This window comes from Deltaproteobacteria bacterium (assembly GCA_016208165.1).
GTDB lineage: Bacteria > Desulfobacterota > Desulfarculia > JACQYL01 > JACQYL01 > JACQYL01.
The window spans coordinates 1,487-21,002 of sequence record JACQYL010000049.1; the positions used below are offsets into that span (position 1 = coordinate 1,487).

The window sequence follows — 19,516 nt, forward strand, 5'->3', positions numbered from 1 at the left end:
ACAGTTGCGTGCTGATAAAGTTCACGACGCTTTTGGGCCCCACTTTGTACTCCGTCGCCACGTCTTTCATGCCGTAGGGCGTCGGCATGAATAGGATCACGAAAAACAAGACGACTGGAATAATAAAGAGCTTCCAATCTACATATTTATCATAGCCGGTGGCTTTTTTGTGTATAGCTGTCGTCATATCTCTTTCTCCTTCAGCGCTCCCTTCCACAATTCATGTTCCGGTGAGCAGGCTGTCATCGAGTTCGAATGGTCATCACATTTCCGCGATGGTGCGCGCCACTTCGAAGAAGACCTCCTGTTCTCGCACAACACCGACCACCTTTCCCTGGCGCGTCACCACGAGCCGCCTGCTTTGCTCCGTGTATAGGAGATCGGTGATTTCCATGAGGTTCGTGTCTTCGTCGATGGCGGGCGGAGGAGGAGACATAATTTCCCCGATCCGCTTCTTGGCCAGTTGTTTGACCTGCGAAGTGAAGAGACCGCTCCAAAACATGTGGGAATACTGCATGCTGTCCGCGAGGGAAGGTTTAGGGGCGGACAAGTAGGAAGGTCTCAGGGCCGCGAGCAGGTCCATAATGCTCAGGATCCCGATGAGTTCACCCCGTTTATCCAGGACCAGAAGCGAGCGGTGCCCGCTCGTCATGAGCCGGCTGGTGGTCAAAAGCTCCTCGAAGGAGCGTTTGAGCTTCAAGATGGCGTCCTGGATTGTAGCTTCCGGATCCAGCGTCGTGTAGTCCTCCAGGGGGATCATGATATCCCTCGCCCGTTTTTCCTCTTTTGGCGGTTTATGAACCGCAGAGTAGGCGTCATTGATCCGCGTGGCTAGGAGGTCGATGTCGCAGGGCTTGCTCAAGTAGTCAAATGCCCCTTTTTTCAGCGATTCCTTGGCCGAATCCGTGGCTCCGTGCCCGGTCAGCATGATTACCTGTGTTTCCGGGTTGATCTCTTTGATCCGGGCCAGCGCCTCATGGCCGTCCATGCCCGGCATCTTGATGTCCAACACCACCACATCCTGGGGCCGTTTCTTCAAGACCTCTACGGCCTCTTCTCCACTGGCCGCCACTGTGGTGTCATATCCTCTCTTCGTCAGAATCTTCGAGGTGGTGGCACGAAACTGTGCTTCGTCATCCACCATCAGCACTTTGATCTTCGACATAGTCTTAGACCTCTCTTTGTTTGCAGCCTCACGGCTGTCCGGGAGCGCCGGAATCAGTTTTCGCCGAACTGTTTCAGAATTTCCCTGGGAGACTTCATGTATGTGCGTGACTGGGCGATGCGGATTTTTTCCTCGATGTTCTTTCGCTTTTCGAACGCCGTCCGCGCCTTTGCCAACAACTCATCGATGTCGCACGGTTTCATCAGGTAATCGAATGCGCCGCATTTCAGGCCCTCCACGGCTGATTCCACCGTGGCGTGCCCGGTAAGCATGATCACCTCCACCAGAGGAAATCGCCGCTTGATTTCACGCAAGGTTTCTACGCCATCCATTCCAGGCATTTTCACATCCAGGATGGCCACATGGATGTCCTGAGTTTGGAGTTTGTCCAAGGCCTCACGTCCGCTCGAGGCCGTTTCCACCTGGTATCCTTTCCTGGAAAGCAATTTTTGGGTGGTTTCCAGGAATCGCGTTTCATCATCCACCAGCATGAGTTTCAGTTCCATGAATTTTGCCTCCGAATCCCTTTTAGGCCTGATCCGCATCCGAATAAGCGTCGCCGCGGAGGCCTTCGTTTACTCACGCCGCGTTCATCACCACTGTAAATGTGGTGCCTTTTCCTTGTTCACTCGATACCTCCATGGTTCCGCCCATCTTGCTGATGATGCCGTAACAGATGGAAAGCCCTAGTCCGGTTCCTTTTCCAACGGGTTTGGTTGTAAAGAACGGTGTAAAGATCTTTTCCATGTGCTCTTTGCTGATGCCGGAACCGTTGTCGCGAACGGAGAGAAGCACTTTTCCGTTGGATCCGGGTCTTGCCTCCAACGCCAATTCCCCGCCCGAGGGCCCGTGCTTTTCAGCGATGGCGTACAACGCGTTGTTGAGCAGGTTCACGATGACCTGCTGCAACTGAGCAGGGTCCGCTTGGACATTGGCCAAGTCGTCCGGTATGTCAACGCTCAGGGAAACCCCTTCCACCCCCGCCTTCCGCTTCACCAGTCCGACGACTTCCGGCAGGAAAACGTGGAGATCCACGGGCTGCCGGCTGGACTCTTTTTGCCGCGCAAACTTGAGCAGTCCCTGGGTGATCTCCCCGCACCGATCCACCTGAATATGCACCTGATGCAAAGAATCCTTAATCTGTGCCAGGTCTTCCGAGTCCTTCAGCACACCCTGGGCTTGGAAATCGTCAAGAATGGTCTCGATCAGACTCCCTTCGGCCCGGATGATCTGGAGGGGATTGTTGATTTCGTGAGCAAAACCTGCCGACATTTCGCCGATCTCGGCCAGTCGGCCCGCAAACACCAGCTGCTGCCCAAGCTCCTTCTTTTCAGTATCCGTGCGCCGGATGCGGTTGACAATGCGGTTGGTCGTGTAAAATGCAATAGAGACAATAAGAATACCTCCGGCGACCGCCACCAGCAGCACAATGATGCTTACGTGCCAAAGGTCCTTAAATGCTTCCGACTTCTCCTGTCGCACTACGAGCATCCACTGGTTGTCTTTCAGTGCGGTAAAGGCATACAGATATGCCTTTCCGCCGATGTCCTCCGCCGTGAATGTCTTGACCATACGATGCGGTGGGCCGTAGACTTCCGCCTCCGGGTCTGAATCCATCAGCGCTCCTCCAGAACGCCGCTGGGTCTGGAACCGCCCTTCCGTATTGATGATATAAGCCTCTCCGGTTTTTCCGATACGGACGGTCTCGACGACATTGCTAAACAGCGACGTGTCGATGGTCGCCCGGATCACCCACGGTTTACCTTCCGTTTGTTTTGCGACGGCTATGATGAAATGAGGCGTCCCTCGATATCCGAGAAACACATCGCTGACGTAGACCCCCTCCTCCATGACCGACTTGAACCAGACCGCATCCTTGTAGTCTTTGCCCGCCAACTCGTACGGCCCGTGGTAGGCCACGTGTAAACCGTTCTGATCGAATAGGCCGATGTCACTGAATGCGCTCGACTTCCGCCCCAAATCCTCGAATACGGTCCGGAGCGCCCCCTGCTTAACTAGGTCTTCATACCGATAGGAATCCGCGACAAATCGAAGGTCGCTTTGCCTCTCATACAAGAAGGATTCGATCATGTGTTTGTGATCTTCCACGATTCGGACCAGCCGTGCGAGCGTGCTCTCCTGCAGCGAGGCCATGAAATAAATATATCCGACCCCCATGACGATTATAAAAGGTATGGCGGGAACAAGAATCATGCTGGATAGGATCCGTCTTCTAAGCGCGCCGTATCGGTTTTCTTCCAAGTTTTGCCCTCCAAGTCGGGTGATCGAACGAGAACAGCCTTCGACAGGCGAAAGAGCAAGGGTCGTGCCAGGGACCGTGGGACCGAGATCGAGTTATAATCTATTGATATAATGATATAAAAAGACATAGGGCATAGTGGGCGGCTATCGGACGACGGATGCGGGGGTGCCAGGATTCTTTTCAGGGTGTAAGGGATTGATGCGATGCGTGGGGCTGCGGGGCTTAGCTTTAACAAGTTTGAAACACTACGGTGCGGCGGATCCTTTGGTGAAGAAATCCAAGGACGACCTCAGGAAAATAAGGAACAGAATTCGGGCGATTCCCGCAGCCGCGGCCGCGATGTTGCCAAAGCCGAACAAGAGGGTTCCCCCGATGTTTATCTGCGAATATGGTTTTCGTCCGGCAAGGATCCGTCAGAACAGTGCTCGGAAACCCTTTGAACGAGTTTGCGCTTCGGGTCGGCGGCGCGTCTTTGACAAGCGGGTGGGGGCTTCTTTCTGTGGCCGAAATATCCATAGCAGACTGTTGAAAAAACCGATCTGCGGTCACGCCAACGGCGTGACGCTTCATCCCTCGTCAGTGCGACGTACTCTATGTACGACTTGTTCCTCGGGATTTGCGCGCCTTGCATCTCATCGTTTTTCAACGGCCTGTGACAATCCGGTTTTTTCAACGGGCTGATGGGGATCGGTGCTCCGGAGGGTTGGACAGAGCGCGCCTCTATACCCCACCTCCAGGCTCGGGTTGAGGCCTGAAGGCCCGAAGCGGTGGGAACATGGCGGTTTTTTATAGATAAAGGGCTTAGGAAGGTATATCATTAGTCATGATTATCTCGTTTTTCCGATCAGTTCGCGGTTACGGAGGCCATGCATGAGAGTCAAAGTGGATCAACTAAAGTGCCGGACGATAGGTATATGCGTCAAGGAATGCTCGGAGGTATTTCGTTTTCAGGAGGGAAGCAAGAGAGCCACCGTGATCATCGATCCCATTCCTACGGAGTTCGAGTCCAAATGCCGGGAAGTGGCCATCAAATGCCCTCAAAATGCCATCCTAGTCGAAGAATAGCGGAAACGTACCGCCGATCAATAATAGTGTATAGGGGTCCATGTCCTAAATGCGCGCACAGCGCCCATCCAGTCCTTTGATAATTGTTCGGAATCACTTGTGATCGAGCATATTGAATCGTTTCGTGTGTGAACAAGGGAACGAAAGACACGTGATCGCTCTCAAACCCCGGCAAGAGATCATCCTCCACGATTTGGGAGTCCCGAAGCCGGGTAAGACGCACGGCCGGTCCGGATGCGAGAGCGCCCTCGGCTGCCATCGTGGTTCGGACCGGGTCCGCAGGCCGACGAGGGCACGGTCTGTCCACTTCCATGCCGGCTAAGGTCGGGAGGTCGTGTAGCATGAGTAATAAAGCGACCGTGCTGATTGCGGACGACCATTCCGTGGTGGTCGAAGGCATTCGCAGGGCTATTGAAAAGGAAACCGATTTCGAGCTGGTGGGTGTAGCGTCGGACGGTCTCGAGGCCATCGAGAAGGTCAAAACCCTCAAACCCGATCTCATCATTCTGGATGTATCCATGCCGAATTTGAATGGAGTGGAAACGGCTCATCAAATCCGGAAATGGAGTGACCGGACCCGTGTCGTCATTTTCTCCATGTATTCGGACAAGGAGTACGTAACCGAATTGTTCGGGAGCGGTGTTTCCGCTTACGTGCTCAAGGAAGAACCTTTGTCGGATCTGTTATTGGCGCTCAGGGCCGTACGGGCGGGCGGCACCTATTACAGCAAAGCCATCCAGGAAAGGCTGAAAGACCATATGAGGGAGTTGGAACTGGGAGAAAGGGGAAAAGGCCTGGAGGAGGTCAAGGACGGTCTCGCCAAGCTCAGCGTCCGGGAAAAGGAAGTATTTGTCCTGCTGGCCGACGGCTATACCCCCAAGGAAATCGCCGACCGGCTCTGTATCAGTCCGAAAACCGCGGAGACCCACAAATACAATATCATGGAGAAACTGAAGGCCCGTTCCCTGGCCGCCTTGACCAAGATGGCCATCAAAAAGGACCTCATCGATCTTTGATCCCTTCGAAAAAGGTTCGCACCCTAGGGCCTCACCCACGAAGGGAAGATCCTGCACCCTTCTTCGGGCCTGCAGATATCCAGTCCGAAAAACAGCAAAATCGCCAAGGTGTAAATCACCGAAATGAACAACTGCTTCCATATAGAAAACGTTTCACCTTTTTTGAATCCGAACACGCTGTAGTGTATCATCAGGAAGCCGGCCAGATTCGTCATGAAATACCCGGCCACGAAGAGGTTCACAAAAAGCCATTCGTGAACGGCCATGAACAGGTTGAGAAATCTGCCCACCACCCAGGCAAAGCCGTAGGCGAGAGGAAAATTGACGAACGCGTCGTTCCACCACGACAGGGGAGACAGCAGGAATCCGGCTGTCCCGATGACTCCCCTCCCTATTAGCGCCGGAACACGGCAAACCTCGCGCTCCTTGTGCATTCCTTCCAACCGTTTTCCATTCAGACGGAGTGGGTATTTCCTCGAAAATGCGTTATACATCGACACGGCTGTGAGAGTTTTCACCTTTGTTTAGCAAGACAACCGCTTCGCCCGGCATCCGGATCGTATCGCCCTCCATGACGACTCCGGGCTCGGAAGATAATACCAACTTCTTGGATTCGAACTCGGAACAGGGTATTCGTTGCGGAGCATCAGCAAAGTTGCAGACCGCCGTTACATGGCTGCGCGTGATGGTTAGCCGGCGCGCCGTCTCATCACACTGCACGATCGTTTTATCGAGATTCCCATCCAGTAACGCAGGGAGACGGCGGCGCAGGCGGACGAGGGTACGATACCACTGAAGGATGTCGGAATGCGGCCGGCTTGCCGCTTCGCCCCAATCGAGCTTGGATCGGAGAAAGGTATCTTCGGCCTGAGGATCGGGGATATCTTCCGGATTCCAGTCGAAGGCGGAAAATTCCTTTCTCCGTCCCTGCCGGACGGCCTCGCCAAGCGCTGCGTCCTGGTGATCGGTAAAATAGAGGAACGGCGTCGAGGCTCCCCACTCTTCACCTTGAAACAGCATGGGCACAAAGGGGGAAGCGAAAACCAGCGCCGCGCCGATCTTGAGCCGGCCCAACGAGAGCAAATGCCCGGCGCGTTCCCCGACGGCTCGATTGCCCACCTGGTCGTGGTTCTGGAGACAGCCTACAAATCGGTGACCGGAGAGGTCCGCGGCCGGCCTACCGTGACTCCTCCGCCGGTAATAGGAATAGGAACCGTCGTATACAAATCCTCGGGTCAGTACCTTGGCCAAGTCGGCCAATCGTCCGAAATCTCGATAGTACCCGTTCCGCTCGCCGGTGAGAACGGCATGCAGGGCGTGGTGAAAATCCTCGTTCCACTGAGCGTCGATTCCGTATCCCCCCACCTCCCGGCAGCGCACCACGCGGGGATCGTTGAGGTCGCTCTCGGCAATGAGCACCAGACGCCGGCCCAGTTGGGATTCCAGATCTTTTACTTCGACGGCGAGCTGTTCCAGGAAATGGATCGCCGAGGTATCAAGGATGGCATGCACGGCATCGATGCGTAGACCGTCCATGTGATAGTCACGCAACCACATAAGGGCATTGTCAATTAAAAAGCGGCGCACCTCGTCGCTCTCCGGCCCATCGAGGTTGACGGCCTCGCCCCAAAGGGTTGCATACCGATCGGTGAAGTAGGGCCCAAATGGCCTCAAGTAATTCCCCTCGGGACCGAGATGGTTGTAAACCACATCCAGAATCACGGCAAGCCCCTTCTCGTGACAGGCATCCACCAGTCGTTTAAGACCTTCGGGTCCGCCGTAGGCGTGGTGAGGGGCATATAGATCCACTCCGTCGTATCCCCAGCCCCGCTCGCCTGAAAATTCCGCTACAGGCATGAGTTCAACATGGGTAATTCCAAGGTCCGCAAGGTGATCCAGTCTTTTGACGACACCTTCGAACGTGCCTTCCGGAGTGAACGTTCCCACGTGAAGCTCGTAGATGACCGCCGAAGAAAGAGGGGGCTGCCGCCAGTCCTCATCGGTCCAGGGGAATCTCTCGTGATCCAGGATTCGGGATGGACCGTGAACGCCTTCGGGCTGCCACGGGGATCGTGGATCCGGCAAGGGGTTGCCGCCGTCCAAGACGAACGTGTAATCGGCGCCGTGTTCGGCCAGAGGCGTTTCCAGCTTCCACCAACCGCATCGACTACTTTCCATGTCGAGTCGCCGCTTCCGTACCTCAACTTCAACGCGTCGCGACTCGGGGGCCCAGACCCTGAGAATTCCCATGCAGACCTACTCCTTTGACAGAAGGACCACCGGAAACGAGGCCAGCAAATCCTGAACCGGCACATTCCCGCCTTTGACTTTGTCTCCGGTCAATTGATTGCGCCACCGGCCCGGAGGAATTTCCAACCTCGTATCTCCCCATTCCCCATTTAGCGAGAGGAAGAGCCGGGGAACCACGGTCAGGATTTCTTCACTCCTGAGAAAAGCGACCACATGGTCCGCCTTTTGGCCTTGGGCGTAAAGAGGCCTGTATTCACCCGCACGAAATGCTTCAGGCCGTCGCCGGCGCAATCCCAGCACATCGTGAATCACCCTCAACTTCGGCAGGCCCTCATCCATTCTCGATAGAATCTCAGGAGGAGAAAGCGTATGCAACTCCTCCAGAAGCCGGCGGCGCAGGTCGAAGTCCACAGGCCGGCGGTTGTCCGGGTCCACCAGGTTCAGGTTCCACAACTCCGTGCCCTGGTAGAAATCGGGAACTCCCGGCGCCGTCAGTTTCAGCAGCGCCTGGGACATCGAGTTAATTCTGCCGGGGTGCACAAGGGACGCAACGAATGCTTCGAGGTCCGCCCGGAATTCCTCATCGCCAAATATGGCCTTGACGAATCCGAGAAGATTCTTTTCATAGACCTCTTCCGGTTTCGTCCAGCAGGTGTGAGTTTTGGCTTCCCGCGCCGCTTTTTCCATTAGAGTGAGAACACGCTCCACCTCGATGGGCCATGCCCCCACGAGGGATTGGTACAGAAAATATTCCGTATTCCGATCCGGGACGTTTTCGAGACGGTATCGGTCGTTGCGGGTGGACCAGCGTCTCACCGCCTTGGCCCAACGCACGGGGATTTCCGACAGGAGCGCCAAGCGGGCGCGTACGTCTTCGCTTCGCTTGGTGTCGTGGGTCGAGGTGGCGAGCATGGCATAAGGGTGATGAGTTGCGGCTTCGACCATGGCCTGGTGAAAGTCCTCCACCGAGACTCCGAATCGGGACGGATTCCCTCCCACCTCATTGAGAGATATTAGCCGATTGAAACAATAGAAGGCCGTATCCTCGATACCTTTGGCCGTCGCAGGACCGGTCAGTTGCTGAAACCGCATGACCCATTCGGTTTCGAGCTCTCCCCTGCGTTCCAGAACGAGCAAGCTTCCGAGAAAATCGAATAGTTCGGGATCCAGCTCTGGTCTGGCCGTTTTGGCGACGCTTACGGCCTCGTGGATGACGTTTCTGTCTTCTTCCCTGATTTCTTTCTGATTATCTCTCACGTACGTGCGGTAAACAGGGAAGCAGGCTATGAGTTCGCCGATCGCCTCCCCGAGCTCCCATCGAGTGTAGTCCCGGTACCGGCGATGCCGCTCGCAGATCTGAGCGGCCAAATCGATCAGACGATTCAAGTCGCTTGCAAGCAATTCGCGCAGGACCTGATGTCTCTTCTCTCCGGCGATCCTGCGATAGTCCGTCTGCTCGCCGGTAAATTCCGCATAAAAGTCCGTCATGGGCTTTTCCCCCGAAGGGTCTATGAACAGCCCGTCCGAAAGGTTGAGGAAATCATATCCCGTAGTGCCTTCGACCGCCCATGTGTCGGGGAGCCGTTCTCCGGGGAAGAGGATCTTTTCCGCCACAATCCAGGCTTCCGGAGCCGCGGCCCGCAGACGATTGAAATACTGCTCCGGATCTCTGAGACCGTCCGGATGATCGATCCTGAGACCATCGATCACTCCTCCACGCAACCAGTTAAGGATGAGCCGGTGCGTGTCCGCAAAGACGTTTTCGTCCTCGATGCGCATACCGATGAGGCTGTTGATGTCGAAGAAGCGTCGATAGCCCAGATCACGCGCCGCCGTGCGCCAGAAGGCCGGCCGGTAATTCTGTCCCTCGAGAAAGGCGTCCAAAAGATCGGGAGAGGCGCTGACCTCCCCAACCACTTGGTCTATTAGGGCGTGGGTCTCCTTAGACTCCTCGATCAGACGGCACAGCAGTTTCCGGATAAAGGTCCAATTCCGATGCCGCCGCCGGGTGTGTTCGAACTCGTGCGCCTTCGGAAGGGGGAGATAGCGAAGCACGTCCGCGATGCAGGCGAGTTGTTCAGAGCCTGAAATGCCGGCGGCCCGGTCGAGTATACCGATCAGAGACCCCGGAGACGCGGGAAGTCTGTGATCATAATAGTGGATAGAAAACCGCCCTTCCTCGTGGCGCAGGCGGATTTCTCCCGCCTCGAGGGCCCGGCCATAGTGGTCCCCGAGGATGGGAAGAAGGATTTTATTGCCCATTCGCTCGTCCGACGGATTCCAGTCCACATCAAAGTAGGCGGCATACGGGCTAGAAGGACCGTTCTCCAGGACATCCCACCACCAGGCATTTTCCGGCCCGGTAATGGCCATGTGGTTGGGAACCACATCCAGTATCTGCCCCATCGTATCCGTGGGTGCTGCCCCGCGCGGCCTGGAGGTAAGGGGAGGCATAGATGTGACTGACACCCAGGGCCGACAAGTAGTCCGCAACGCTTTCCGCGTCCTCGAACGTAAAGCCCGGATTGAACTGGAGCCGGTAGGTCGCTGTAGGTACCCGGATCATCTCAATCCTTCCTGATCAGCAAAACAAGGGATCGGGCCTGGACCGGGATCTTGTCCCCGGCGGACAGGGTCTTTTCATCTCCGATGAATCCCCCTTCCGCGGTGTCGAGCACTCGAATCCACTCTTTTCCCCATTCGGGACCGGGCAGGGTAAAAGGGATCGATTCATGGTGGGCGTTGAAAAGGACTAGAAAAGAGTCATCGATGATTTTCTCGCCTCGGGAACCCGGATAGTGTATGGCCTCGCCGTTCAGGAAGACGGCCAGGGACTTGGCGAAGTCCTGGCCCCAGTTTTCTTCGGCCATCTCGATGCCGTCGGGCGTGAACCAGTCGATGTCCTCGACGCCGCTCCCGTGAATGGCCCTGCCGAGAAACCAACCCCGACGCCTGAAAACCGGGTGTTCGGACCTGAACCGGATGAGCGTTCGGGTGAATTGCAGAAGGTCTTCATCCGTGTTCTCCCAGTCAAACCACGAGATCTCGTTGTCCTGGCAATAGCCGTTGTTGTTGCCCTGCTGTGTACGGCCGATCTCGTCTCCCCCGAGGAGCATGGGCACGCCCTGCGACAGGAGCAGCGTGACCAGGAAGTTGCGCGCTTGTTTGGCTCTGAGCGACAGGATGTCCGGATTGCCCGTGAGGCCTTCTTCGCCGCAGTTCCAGGAGCGATTGTCGTTTTCACCGTCCTGGTTTCCCTCGCCGTTGGCCTCATCGTGTTTATCGTTGTAGGAGACCAGGTCATGGAGGGTGAAACCGTCATGGGCCGTGATGAAATTGATGCTCGCGTTAGGCCTTCTGGTGGTTCTTTCGTAAAGGTCCGAGCTGCCGGTGAACCGAAAAGCGAATTCGGCCAGGGTCTGGCCCTGACCGCGCCAGAAATCACGGACACTGTCGCGGTATTTGCCGTTCCACTCGGACCACTGGGGAGGAAAATTACCCACCTGGTAACCTCCCTCGCCCACGTCCCACGGTTCGGCAATGAGCTTCACCTGGCTGACCACCGGATCCTGCTGGACCAGGTCGAAGAACGCGGAAAGCCTGTCCACTTCATGCAGCTCACGAGCCAGTGTCGATGCCAGGTCGAATCGGAATCCATCCACGTGCATCTCGAGGATCCAGTAACGAAGGGAATCCATGATGAACTGAAGCACATGCGGGTGCCGCATGTTCAGGCTGTTTCCCGTGCCGGTATAGTCCCTGTAGTAGCGACGATCGTCCTCCACGAGGCGATAATACGCCATGTTGTCTATCCCCTTGAAGCAGAGCATCGGTCCAAGGTGGTTGCCCTCCGCCGTGTGGTTGTACACCACGTCCAGAATCACCTCGAGCCCTCCCTCGTGCAGGTTTTTGACCATCTGCTTGAACTCCTGGACCTGTTGGCCGAGGCGCCCTCGGCTCGCATACCCGCAGTGCGGGGCGAAATAGGCGATGGAGTTATATCCCCAGTAGTTGCGAAGGCCCCGTTCCACCAGGTGCGCGTCGTGTATGAACTGATGCACGGGGAGCAGCTCCGCGGCGGTTACGCCCAATCGGGTCAGGTATTCGAGGGCGGCGGGATGGGCAAGCCCGGCATAGGTGCCTCTCAATTCAGAGGGGATGTCGGGGAGTTCTTGGGTGAAACCCTTGACGTGGACCTCGTAAATCACGGTTTCATGAAGAGGTCTGCCGAGAGGTTGGTCGTTTCCCCAGTCAAAATACGGATTGATCACCGCAGATCGTGGAACGAAGGGCGCGCTGTCTTCCTCGTTGATGGCGCTGTCGGGATCATCGAACCGATAGGGGAACACGGCCTCGTTCCAATTCACCTCTCCATCGACGGCCTTGGCATAAGGATCGAGCAAGAGTTTGGCCGGGTTGCACCGGTGACCCTGTTCGGGGGCCCAAGGTCCGTGTACTCTGTAACCGTACAGCTGCCCCTGCTGCACCTCCGGTAAGTATCCATGCCAGCAGAAGCCGGTGACTTCGGGAAGATCCGTTCGGTGCTCCTCCCCGTTCTCATCAAAGAGACAGAGCTCGACTCTCTCCGCCGCCTCCGAGAAAATGGAGAAGTTGGTACCCACACCATCGAAGGTGGCGCCCAAAGGATAGGGCTTCCCGGGCCATGTATCCATAGGTGACACTCCCTTCTCGCTTCAAGGTATTTTTCGAAACGGGCTCGTGAACATCGCCGGAAACACACATGAGGAGTTCCCCATTCTATAAGTCTATCCGTACGAACGACATGTCCAGGATTAGAGGCCTCCGGGCATTGTGTTACCGAATAATGAGAGGTGTAATGGGGTAAACACTGTATTTTAGGATTTCAACCTTGTTTATATGATTGCAGTCGGTATGCATGTAGCATCTGACGTGGACGCTGTCGGCCCATGTTCGTCGTTCGGCTCGTCATGTTACGACTTTATCAGCCTTGAATAAAATTTCAATGTTTCCCGAGCGATGACTTCCCAGCGGAATCGGCTGCTTACCCTTTTTCGGGCGGCGATTCCCATGGATTCACGGATCACCGGGTCGGACAACAACCCGTTCGCGGCCCGGGCCAGATCATGGGCGAACCGTTCAGGGTCCCTAGGCTCCGGATTGTCGGGAACAGCCGGCTCGAAGGGCACCAGGACACCTGTTTCGCCGTCCGCCACCACTTCAGGTATGCCTCCGACTGCCGAGGCTACTACCGGTGTTCCGCAGGCCATCGCCTCGAGATTGATCAGTCCGAAAGGTTCGTAAATCGAGGGACAAACGAAAAGAGCGGCATGGCTGTAAAGCGAGATCAAATCCTCCCTGGGAACCGTTTGATCAACCCAGATCACGGGATGATCCGATCGGGTCCTGAGCTGTTGCACCTTCGCGGAGATTTCAATTTCGATTTGGGCCGTATCCGGGGAGCTGACGCACAGGAGCACCTGGGTGCCGGGACGCAGGTGCGGAACCGAATTCAGGAAATGAATGATCCCCTTCTGTCTCGCCATTCGGGCCACACAGAGAACGTAAGGTCGTTCAGGGTCGATCCCGTAGGAGGCCGGTACGCCGGGATCTCTTTTGGGGCGATACTGATGATCGTCAATCCCGTTATGGATCAGGGCGATTTTCTCTTCAGGCACGCCGTAGATGCGATGCACGTCTTGTTTCATGGATTCAGAAACAGCAATGACCCCGTCGGCGTTTTGGAAACCCGTTTTTTCCAGCCATTTGCTCAACTCGTAACCGCTTCCCAGCTGCTCCTCCTTCCAGGGTCGGAGGGGTTCAAGAGAATGGGCGGTCACCACCAGCGGCGCCCCATAAAGCTGCTTCGCAATGCATCCGGCCAGCATCGTATACCACGTGTGGCAGTGAACGATGTCCGGGTGGTTCAATGCGGGGACCATAAACAGGTTTCTTTGGAGCGCATCCTGCACGCTTTTATGCCTGGGATCCCGGAGGGGCGGCAAAGTTACGTTCGGATCAATGCCTCGAACCACGAGGTTGTCCGTATGCTCGTTCTGGTCTCCGAAGCAGAAGACCCTTATGGTATGCGAGCCCTTTCCCACGTTCGCGAGGGCCCGTGAGAGGTAATCCACGTGAACGCCCGCGCCTCCATAAACGTGGGGCGGATATTCCTTGGACAGTAAAACAATTTCCATATGTGTGATCGCTTTCTTGAGCCGGCTCATCGAGCAGAACGAAGGTCAAAGCATTTTGGAGTATCGAATGTATCCACGTACTGTTTTTATCGGCTGAAGCCCGGGTGAACTCTGTAATAAGGATTGGAAAGTAGGCTTACACGTGATCCATACTATCAGTCATTGGGTCAAACTTGAATTTTTTTAAAGAATCTGATAATAAAATGAAAAGAATAACCAAGACATAACTATTTTGTCATTTTCATGTGACAACAAATGTGGGTGTTGCCGCCCCTTTGACCACTAGCAGGAAATACTATTTTGTTCATGCGTTTAGATGGACGTACGTTATGGGATTCCTGATGAAAACAGATGATGAAAGAATCAGAATCGTCATTGAACATGTGACGCCGGAGATTGATGCAGGCCGTTTCCCCATCAAGCGAACCGTCGGCGAGAAAGTGGTTGTGGAGGCGGATATCTTTGCAGACGGCCATGACGAGATCTCCTGTGTGCTCCTTTACCGTAAGTACGGGGAACCTGAGTGGTTTGAAATTCCTATGATATCCCTGGTCAACGATCGCCGGCAAGGATCTTTTGCGGTAACCGATTTGGGACGTTATCAGTACGGCATTCAAGCCTGGGTGGATCGATTCAAGACGTGGCAAAAGAAGCTGAACAAAAAGCTCGAAGCAGGACAGGATGTATCCGTTGATCTGCTCGAGGGAGCACGGATCGTTCGAGAGGCGGCCCTCCGCGCATCCGGCAGTGACGCGGGACTTCTTTTGGAACGGGCGGCCGCTCTGAACTCCCAAGAGAGATGGAAGGATCGTGCCATCCCGAATCAGTTTGGAGATCTGGCGGACCTTATGTCCCGCTACCCTGACAAGCGATCCGCCGCTACCTATGACACGGAATTGTCCGTGGTCGTGGATCGGGAGAAGGCCGGATTCAGTTCCTGGTACGAAATGTTTCCTCGTTCTTGCGCCGATAAACCGGGCCGCCACGCCACCTTGAGGGAATGCGAGGCAAGGCTTCCTTACATTGCCCAAATGGGTTTCGACGTGCTTTACCTGCCTCCCATCCACCCTATTGGATTTACCGATCGAAAAGGCAAAAATAATATTTCCGAGGCCGGGTCTGGGGATACGGGGAGCCCATGGGCCATAGGCTCCGAGGCCGGAGGACACAGGAATATCCATCCCGACCTGGGCACGCCGGAGGATTTTCTTCGCTTCATGGATAAGGCGAAAGACTACGGGATCGAGATCGCTCTGGATCTGGCCTTTCAATGTTCACCCGATCATCCTTATGTGAGGGAGCACCCGGAATGGTTTCGCACTCGCCCCGATGGAACGATTCAATATTCGGAAAACCCACCCAAGAAATACGAAGACATTTTCCCGTTGGACTTTGAGACAGAGAACTGGAAGTCGCTATGGGAAGAACTGAAAGGGGTGGTGCTTTTCTGGATCGAGCAGGGTGTGCGAATATTCCGTGTGGATAACCCCCACACAAAGCCGTTTCCCTTCTGGGAATGCCTCATCAATGAAATCAAAAAGAAATACCCCGAGGTCGTATTCTTAGCCGAGGCCTTCACCCGCCCGAAGGTGATGTATCGTCTGGCAAAGCTGGGTTTCACCCAATCCTACACCTACTTTGCCTGGCGCAATACGAGTTCGGAAATCTCACGATATTTCGAGGAGCTGACACAGACCGAGGCAAGCGAGTTTTTCCGCCCGAATCTATGGCCCAATACCCCGGATATCCTGACGGAATACCTTCAAATCGGCGGAAGGCCGGCGTTCATGAGCCGGTTGGTCCTGGCTGCAACTCTGGGCGCCAATTACGGCATCTACGGGCCCGCTTTCGAACTCTGCGAAGCCCGGCCCCGAGGGCCGGGGGAAGAAGAATACCTGAATTCGGAAAAGTACGAAATCAGGCACTGGGATATTGAACGCCCGGACAGCCTGAAGGACTTCATTGCCCGGATAAACCGCATACGGAAAGAAAACCCGGCGCTCCAGAGCGACCGAAGTCTCCGATTTCATCCAAGCAGCAATGACCAACTTATCTGCTACAGCAAGCAGACCACGGACCGATCCAACATCATTCTCGTTGTGGTCAATCTGGATCCTCATCATACGCATGCGGCCTGGATGGATATTCCCCTCGTTGATTGGGGACTTGACCCTCTTCGGCCTTACCAGGTCCACGACCTCGTGAGTGACGCCCGCTACCTGTGGAAAGGATCCAGGAATTATGTCGAGACCAACCCTGCGGTAGTCCCGGCCCACATCTTTCGTATACGACGGCGGGTGCGCACGGAACGCGATTTTGATTATTTCATGTAGGAGATTCGGCTTGGTGAAAGAAGAGAAAGATCGCAACATCTTGGATGAAGATCCGCTCTGGTACAAGGACGCCATCATCTATCAGCTCCACGTAAAGACGTTCTACGATAGTAACGAGGACGGAGTGGGGGATTTCCGTGGGCTGACCCGGAAGTTGGATTATCTTCAAGATCTGGGTGTTACCGCCCTGTGGCTTCAGCCTTTCTGCCCTTCACCTTTAAAGGACGACGGCTATGACATCGCCGACTACACCGGCATCCATCCTGATTATGGATCGCTTCACGACTTCAAGACCTTTCTTCGAGAGGCTCACAACCGCAACCTGAGGGTCATCACGGAGTTGGTGATCAATCACACTTCAGATCAACACCCCTGGTTCCGGCGGGCGCGCCGACCCGCGCCCGGAAACCGGTGGCGCAACTACTACGTGTGGAGCGATGCGCCGGATCGATACAAGGAGACCCGGATCATTTTTCAGGATTTCGAGTCCTCCAATTGGGCCTGGGACCGGGAGGCCCAGGCCTATTACTGGCACCGGTTCTATTCCCATCAGCCCGACTTGAACTACGACAACCCCAGGGTTCAGCGGGAGATCCTTCGGGTGCTCGATTTTTGGTTCGGCCTCGGCGTGGATGGTCTCCGATTGGATGCTGTTCCCTATCTGTTCGAACGGGAAGGCACCAATTGCGAAAACCTGCCGGAAACGCACCAGTTTCTCAAACGTATGCGCGCCCATATAGATAAGAATTTCAAACATCGAATGATCCTGGGAGAGGCGAACCAATGGCCGGAAGACGCAGTGGCCTACTTCGGCGCGGGGGATGAGTGTCACATGGCCTTCCACTTGCCGCTCATGCCCCGGCTTTTCATGGCCATCCGCATGGAGGACAGCTTTCCCATCATCGATATCCTGGATCAAACACCCCCCATACCCGAAACCTGCCAGTGGGCCGTTTTTTTGCGCAACCACGATGAGTTGACCCTGGAAATGGTCACGGACGAGGAACGTGACTTTATGTATCGAGCCTATGCAAGGGATTCCCGGGCTCGGATCAATCTCGGCATTCGGAGAAGATTGGCGCCTCTGTTGGAAAACAACCGCAGGCGGATCGAACTCATGACATGCCTGCTCTTCTCCATGCCTGGAACGCCCGTGATCTACTACGGAGACGAGATCGGCATGGGGGACAATATCTATCTGGGCGACCGTAACGGCGTGCGCACGCCCATGCAATGGAGCTCGGACCGGAACGCGGGTTTTTCGCGGGCAAATCCTCAGCGTCTCTACTTACCGATCATTATCGATCCGGAGTACCATTACGAAGTCGTCAACGTGGAGGCCCAAGAGAAGAACATGAGTTCTCTGTTCTGGTGGAACAAGCGGCTTATCGGTCTCAGGAAACGGATCAGGGCCTTCACTCGGGGCAGCATAGATTTCCTGCAATCGGACAACCAAAAAGTCCTAGCCTTTGTGAGAAGCTACGAGGACCAACATATCCTCGTGGTGGCTAATCTGTCCCGATTTGTTCAGTACATGGAGCTGAACCTTTCCCGGTTCAAGGGGTTGACCCCAACGGAGGTATTCGGACTAACTCAATTTCCCCCGGTTTCCGAAGCTCCGTACAGCTTCACCCTTGGTCCCCACGCCTTTTACTGGTTCGATCTAGCGCCTCAGAAGCCCTATGCGGCCGCCTTGCAGGCCGCCAAGGAAAGCTCGGGCGATCTTCCGGTACTCGAGACCGAAGGCAATTGGCGGGACCTTTTTATGGCGAAAGGGAATCCCGAACTGGAGTCCGTGATTAAGAACTATCTCGAGAGGAGTCGCTGGTTCGGGAGTAAAGCCCGTGAGATCACGTTGGTCCGTATCCAAGACCTCCTCCCTTTGGAAGACCGATCGTCGGATGCAATGATTTCTCTTATTCAGGTGGATTACTTGGACGCCGAAGCCGAGATATACGCCGTTCCGTTCTCTTATGCTTCGGGAGAGCAGCTTCATGAGATCATGCGCGAGCACCCTGAAGCCCTTGTGGCGCGCTGTGTGATCAAAAGCGAAGGTGAGGAAGGGGTCCTTTATGACGCGTTGGCGGGGAAGGATTTTTGCCGGGCCTTGTTGAACGCCATAGGAAAGCGACAACGAAAGAGGGGCGGCTCCGGTGAAATCATCGCAACCGTTACCCCGAGCTATCGAAGGTTAACACAGCGGGAGGTAAAGAGCCTGGAGCCGTCCGTGCTTAGATCCGAACAAACCAATACCTCGGTGACGTACGGGGAGACGTTCATCCTCAAATTCCTCAGGCGGCTTCAGGAGGGTCTCAACCCTGACCTGGAGATAGGTCGGTACCTCACGGAGAAAGGCTTTGATCATTCGCCTCCCGTGGCGGGTTACCTCGAGTATCACGGCGGCCGCGGAGAGCCTATGACCATGGCTATCCTCCAGGAGTTCGTTCCGAACCGGGGGGATGCATGGCAGTACACCTTGGGCGTTCTCGGCCATTATTTCGAGGATGTTCTGGCTCGACGCATTGGGCCCGCTCAGGTCCCCGAATGGAAAGCTTCGCTCCTCGGCCTGAGCGATGGACCCGCTCCGCCTGAAATCCTGGATCTTATCGGCGCCTACTCGGACTCCGCCCATTTGCTGGGACAGCGAACAGGGGAACTCCATCTCGCCTTGGCGTCGCCGACAGAGGATCCTTCCTTCGCGCCGGAGGCTTTTTCCAAACTCTACCTGCGGTCTCTTTACCAGTCCATGCGGACGCTTGCCGGCCAGGTCTTCCGGCTTCTGCAGAAACAGCTGAAAACCCTGTCCGGAGAATTGCAGCTGGAGGCTCAAGTCATCCTCGACCGGAAAGAGAACATCATGAAATGTTTCCAATCTCTGCCGGATCGTAAGATCGAGGCATTGCGAATCCGCTGCCACGGCGACTACCACCTGGGCCAAGTGCTGTATACGGGCAAGGATTTTGTGATCATCGATTTCGAGGGGGAGCCCGCGCGCCCCATCTCCGAGCGACGGATCAAACGATCACCCCTGAGGGACGTAGCGGGAATGATCCGATCCTTCCACTATGCCGCTCATTCAGCCCTCTTTGCCTTGGAGGCGCGCGCTCTGCTGACGCCGGAGGATCATCCCCGCCTGGATGCCATGGCTGGAGTCTGGTACTCGTGGGTATCCGCGACATTTCTGAAGGGTTACCTCGAGACGGTCTCGGAAGCCGCATTCCTTCCCCGGCGCCGCGAAGAGCTGGAGC

11 protein-coding genes and 2 pseudogenes (1 of these 13 only partly in view) are annotated in these 19,516 nt (G+C 55.5%); 4 read left to right on the forward strand and 9 right to left on the reverse strand.

The window, feature by feature from the left end; genetic code table 11:
- The 5 genes and pseudogenes from HY788_10530 to HY788_10550 form a co-directional block, all read right to left on the reverse strand.
- Window positions 1-187: pseudogene (locus HY788_10530) on the reverse strand (anion permease) (it extends 1,486 nt beyond the left edge of the window).
- A 75-nt stretch (window positions 188-262) separates the two neighbouring features.
- Complete coding sequence (locus HY788_10535) at window positions 263-1,165, reverse strand: response regulator (protein ID MBI4774598.1); 903 nt, start codon at window positions 1,163-1,165, stop codon at window positions 263-265.
- Window positions 1,166-1,218: 53 nt separating this feature from the next.
- Window positions 1,219-1,671: a response regulator gene (locus HY788_10540; protein MBI4774599.1), complete on the reverse strand. Its 453-nt coding sequence runs from the start codon at window positions 1,669-1,671 to the stop codon at window positions 1,219-1,221.
- Window positions 1,672-1,744: 73 nt separating this feature from the next.
- Window positions 1,745-3,427, reverse strand: coding sequence for a two-component sensor histidine kinase (locus HY788_10545; protein MBI4774600.1), 1,683 nt, complete (start codon window positions 3,425-3,427; stop codon window positions 1,745-1,747).
- 246 nt (window positions 3,428-3,673) lie between these two features.
- Window positions 3,674-3,787, reverse strand: coding sequence for a DUF1328 domain-containing protein (locus HY788_10550; protein MBI4774601.1), 114 nt, complete (start codon window positions 3,785-3,787; stop codon window positions 3,674-3,676).
- A gap of 511 nt (window positions 3,788-4,298) precedes the next feature.
- On the opposite strand from HY788_10550, the gene HY788_10555 reads away from it, so the two are divergent.
- Window positions 4,299-4,493: a ferredoxin gene (locus HY788_10555; GenBank protein ID MBI4774602.1), complete on the forward strand. Its 195-nt coding sequence runs from the start codon at window positions 4,299-4,301 to the stop codon at window positions 4,491-4,493.
- 341 nt (window positions 4,494-4,834) lie between these two features.
- Window positions 4,835-5,509: a response regulator transcription factor gene (locus HY788_10560; GenBank protein ID MBI4774603.1), complete on the forward strand. Its 675-nt coding sequence runs from the start codon at window positions 4,835-4,837 to the stop codon at window positions 5,507-5,509.
- Window positions 5,510-5,532: 23 nt separating this feature from the next.
- Here HY788_10560 and HY788_10565 read toward each other — a convergent pair whose 3' ends face one another.
- The 4 genes and pseudogenes from HY788_10565 to glgA form a co-directional block, all read right to left on the reverse strand.
- Window positions 5,533-5,943 carry a hypothetical protein gene (locus HY788_10565; GenBank protein ID MBI4774604.1) on the reverse strand — a complete coding sequence of 137 codons (411 nt, stop codon included), beginning with the start codon at window positions 5,941-5,943 and terminating at the stop codon, window positions 5,533-5,535.
- A 52-nt stretch (window positions 5,944-5,995) separates the two neighbouring features.
- Window positions 5,996-10,325: pseudogene (gene treY / locus HY788_10570) on the reverse strand (malto-oligosyltrehalose synthase).
- 1 nt (window position 10,326) lies between these two features.
- The gene (glgX, locus tag HY788_10575; protein MBI4774605.1) at window positions 10,327-12,432 is read right to left on the reverse strand and encodes a glycogen debranching protein GlgX; all 2,106 of its coding nucleotides are present in this window, start codon (window positions 12,430-12,432) and stop codon (window positions 10,327-10,329) included.
- 279 nt (window positions 12,433-12,711) lie between these two features.
- Window positions 12,712-13,935: a glycogen synthase gene (glgA, locus tag HY788_10580; protein MBI4774606.1), complete on the reverse strand. Its 1,224-nt coding sequence runs from the start codon at window positions 13,933-13,935 to the stop codon at window positions 12,712-12,714.
- 341 nt (window positions 13,936-14,276) lie between these two features.
- On the opposite strand from glgA, the gene HY788_10585 reads away from it, so the two are divergent.
- Both HY788_10585 and treS read left to right on the forward strand, forming a co-directional pair.
- Complete coding sequence (locus HY788_10585; protein MBI4774607.1) at window positions 14,277-16,268, forward strand: alpha-1,4-glucan--maltose-1-phosphate maltosyltransferase; 1,992 nt, start codon at window positions 14,277-14,279, stop codon at window positions 16,266-16,268.
- Window positions 16,269-16,278: 10 nt separating this feature from the next.
- Window positions 16,279-19,516: maltose alpha-D-glucosyltransferase (gene treS, locus HY788_10590; GenBank protein MBI4774608.1), on the forward strand; the 3,238-nt coding region annotated here is incomplete at its 3' end.